This window comes from bacterium, from assembly GCA_040756715.1.
Taxonomy (GTDB): domain Bacteria; phylum UBA9089; class UBA9088; order UBA9088; family UBA9088; genus JBFLYE01.
The window spans coordinates 1-2,538 of record JBFLYE010000031.1 but is presented as its reverse complement, the minus strand read 5'-3'; the positions used below and the strand labels follow the sequence as shown (position 1 = coordinate 2,538).

The 2,538-nt window shown below is 38.8% G+C and carries 8 protein-coding genes; all 8 read right to left on the bottom strand.

Annotated elements, in window-relative coordinates:
- Positions 1-19: 19 nt before the first annotated feature.
- The 8 genes from AB1397_01050 to AB1397_01015 all read right to left on the bottom strand — a co-directional run bounded on the left by AB1397_01050 (position 20) and on the right by AB1397_01015 (position 2,406).
- Complete coding sequence (locus AB1397_01050) at positions 20-145, bottom strand: hypothetical protein (protein ID MEW6481591.1); 126 nt, start codon at positions 143-145, stop codon at positions 20-22.
- Between the two features lie 164 nt (positions 146-309).
- Positions 310-534, bottom strand: coding sequence for a type II toxin-antitoxin system HicA family toxin (locus AB1397_01045; GenBank protein MEW6481590.1), 225 nt, complete (start codon positions 532-534; stop codon positions 310-312).
- Positions 531-752 carry a type II toxin-antitoxin system HicB family antitoxin gene (locus AB1397_01040; protein ID MEW6481589.1) on the bottom strand — a complete coding sequence of 74 codons (222 nt, stop codon included), beginning with the start codon at positions 750-752 and terminating at the stop codon, positions 531-533. The genes AB1397_01045 and AB1397_01040 overlap by 4 nt, the downstream gene beginning before the upstream one ends.
- 31 nt (positions 753-783) lie before the next feature.
- The gene (locus tag AB1397_01035; GenBank protein MEW6481588.1) at positions 784-1,062 is read right to left on the bottom strand and encodes a hypothetical protein; all 279 of its coding nucleotides are present in this window, start codon (positions 1,060-1,062) and stop codon (positions 784-786) included.
- The gene (locus tag AB1397_01030; protein ID MEW6481587.1) at positions 1,062-1,472 is read right to left on the bottom strand and encodes a type II toxin-antitoxin system VapC family toxin; all 411 of its coding nucleotides are present in this window, start codon (positions 1,470-1,472) and stop codon (positions 1,062-1,064) included. Before AB1397_01030 ends, AB1397_01035 begins: the two co-directional genes overlap by 1 nt.
- Positions 1,469-1,678, bottom strand: a complete 210-nt coding sequence (locus AB1397_01025; GenBank protein ID MEW6481586.1) for a hypothetical protein — start codon at positions 1,676-1,678, stop codon at positions 1,469-1,471. Before AB1397_01025 ends, AB1397_01030 begins: the two co-directional genes overlap by 4 nt.
- Before the next feature lie 196 nt (positions 1,679-1,874).
- Positions 1,875-2,207, bottom strand: a complete 333-nt coding sequence (locus tag AB1397_01020) for a type II toxin-antitoxin system PemK/MazF family toxin (GenBank protein MEW6481585.1) — start codon at positions 2,205-2,207, stop codon at positions 1,875-1,877.
- On the bottom strand, positions 2,194-2,406 hold the full coding sequence (locus AB1397_01015; protein ID MEW6481584.1) for a hypothetical protein: 213 nt from the start codon (positions 2,404-2,406) through the stop codon (positions 2,194-2,196). The genes AB1397_01020 and AB1397_01015 overlap by 14 nt, the downstream gene beginning before the upstream one ends.
- Positions 2,407-2,538: the final 132 nt, after the last annotated feature.

Below are 2,538 nucleotides of genomic sequence, written 5' to 3'. Positions count from 1 at the left end.
TCACCTCCCTACTAAAAACTTAAAATGAAAAAATGTATTTGCCGCATTGATTGCTGATTGATATGGTTGTATACTGGCTTGGCACGAACAAATCTGCCCCATATCCCAAAGCCGCCAAAACCAGAAAGCACAAAACCTTTTTCATTTCTTCAACTACTCCGTCAGCCCCTTCGGGGCTGCCACCCCTCTAAACACCCCGTCGCTTCGCGACACCCCTCTAAAAGAGGGGAATGAAGGGAATAAAACCAATTTCCTGTTTTAGCCACAAACCTAAAAGCCTTTTTCATCTTAAAAAAACCAAGCACATCTCTATAATATCTCTCCAAATTTCTCAATACTTATATCTGCTCCTTCCAGAATAATATCTAATGTTCCAGTATCAAGTGACTTATGTTTTGGAACGCTCACCTGGGCAAAGGGAAAATCTCGCCTCATAATCACATGACTTCCCTTCTGTCGCCTTACATAAAAACCTATCCTTTGGAGGGCATTTATCACCTTTTGTCCAGAAATTCCTCTTGGTAGCTTATTCATTTTATTGCTAGCTCAAGGTCAACATATTCTTTACTAACCTCACTTGGAATTGGAAGCCCATCTTCAATGAGTGCCTCAATATATCCTGCCATAGCCTCTTTAAGATTAACCATTGCCTCCTCTTTTGTAGAGCCTTGAGAAACGCATCCCTTTAATGCAGGACAAAAAGCAACATAGCCTGATTCCCTTCCTGCTTCAATAATTACTGTATACTTCATCTCTCACCTCCTAAGTTTATATTATAAAAAACTACTGAAGAGAAATACAATAAACTAACCTCCTTCCTAAGCCTTGGCAGTCAATGATGCAATTATTAGGTCCATTCTCTGATCTTACGGTAATATGCTTGCCAGTCCAGGTTAAGTCCTTATTCCCAGTTCCCCTATATGTCCCATCGGCCACCCAGACGGTATCGCCATTATTTGCCGCATTTATTGCAGATTGAATGGTGGTATATTGCGATGGCACATACAAATCTGCCCCATAGCCCAAAGCTCCCAAAACCAGAAAACACAAAAACTTTTTCATTAAATTTTGCTTAGCAATTTTACAAACCTTAAACCCTTAACCTTTTGATATAATTTCTCATCGGCGGTGATAAAATCATATCCTAAATCCTGTGCCAAAGCTACATAGATGGCATCATAGACTGTAATCTCATACCGATAAGCAAGCTCAATCGCTAATTCATAAATCCCTCTTGATAAGACAACAACATTTATATCTATGTCAAGGAGAGAAACAAGGGCAGATTTGGTTGCTTGAGAATTGTAATGGGGGCTAAATCGTAAGACATTAGAAACTTCACTTAATATCAGGTCTGGAGCATTCAGCCCCCTAAGACCTGAAAGATGCTCCTCTCTAATCCTTAATGCCCTATCTGAATCTTTTTCTTGAAGAAACCATTTTAGAGCCACAGAGGCATCTATAACTATCATTTTCTATCTCTCCATTTTCTCAACTCAGAAACGCTAGAGAAACCTTCTTGGGGTTTTCCAAATCTTTCTCGTAGTTCATCCTGTTTTTTTACTGCCTCAATCATTTTGTTTTTATCCCTTAATCGACCACCCACCAAAATGGTAAATCTTTTCTCAATTAACTTCATATGGTCATATTCTCTTTCAATTTCTAAAGCCTTTGCCACTTAAATCACCTCCCTTTAATTATACCACAAATTACTGCCCTTTGCATTATTTCCCTCTTAAGACAAAGATTCTATCACCATTTCCTGCTGCACTAATTGCTGCCTGAATTGTCCCATACTGGCTTGGCACGAACAAATCCGCCCCATAGCCCAAAGCTGCCAAAACCAGAAAGATAAAAGATTTTTCATTTTGCCATTAGAGTATAAGTGACCACAGCTGTTTTATCTTTGATTGGACTTGTAGCCAATCGTTATGGGTTAGGTTTCCTAGTTTTCTTTCTATAAATCGCTTTTCTATTGTTGCAATCTTATGCATTCTAACAATTGAAGGAAGCAACAAACCTGCCTTTTGCCAATCTATAAGGAGAACATCAAAGGCTGTCTGGGTAATTTGGCTGGTTATCCTTGCCACAATTATATCTTCATCCTTTGTGTCCAAAAGCACCAATGCAGGACGACGCTTCATCTCTTTTGTATCAACAAAAGGAAACAATAACAAAATAACCTCTCCGCTATTATAAATTGTCATAAATCGAATCCTTGCTACTATAACCAGAAAAGAATTGTTCCATCGTTAAAGAAGACCACATTTTCTCTTCCTCCTCCTTTTTTATCATTTGCCCTCTTTCTTCTATTACCATCTTTTCCAAAAGCCCTTTTAGAAAGAGCTTATCTTCCAAGCTTAAAAGCCCTATCTCTTCAGCAACCTTACAAAGCTCCACTGCCATTTAAATCACCTCCCTACTAAAAACTTAAAATGAAAAAATGTATTTGCCGCATTGATTGCTGATTGATATGGTTGTATACTGGCTTGGCACGAACAAATCTGCCCCATATCCCAAAGCCGCCAAAACCAGAAA

What these genes read in the sequence shown, in the direction of transcription:
- AB1397_01035 (MEW6481588.1), bottom strand. Translation starts at nt 1,062, where the DNA reads ATGAAAAAGTTTTTGTGTTTTCTGGTTTTGGGAGCTTTGGGCTATGGG.
- AB1397_01030 (MEW6481587.1), bottom strand. Translation starts at nt 1,472, where the DNA reads ATGATAGTTATAGATGCCTCTGTGGCTCTAAAATGGTTTCTTCAAGAA.
- AB1397_01045 (MEW6481590.1), bottom strand. Translation starts at nt 534, where the DNA reads ATGAATAAGCTACCAAGAGGAATTTCTGGACAAAAGGTGATAAATGCC.
- AB1397_01020 (MEW6481585.1), bottom strand. Translation starts at nt 2,207, where the DNA reads ATGACAATTTATAATAGCGGAGAGGTTATTTTGTTATTGTTTCCTTTT.
- AB1397_01040 (MEW6481589.1), bottom strand. Translation starts at nt 752, where the DNA reads ATGAAGTATACAGTAATTATTGAAGCAGGAAGGGAATCAGGCTATGTT.
- AB1397_01015 (MEW6481584.1), bottom strand. Translation starts at nt 2,406, where the DNA reads ATGGCAGTGGAGCTTTGTAAGGTTGCTGAAGAGATAGGGCTTTTAAGC.
- AB1397_01050 (MEW6481591.1), bottom strand. Translation starts at nt 145, where the DNA reads ATGAAAAAGGTTTTGTGCTTTCTGGTTTTGGCGGCTTTGGGATATGGG.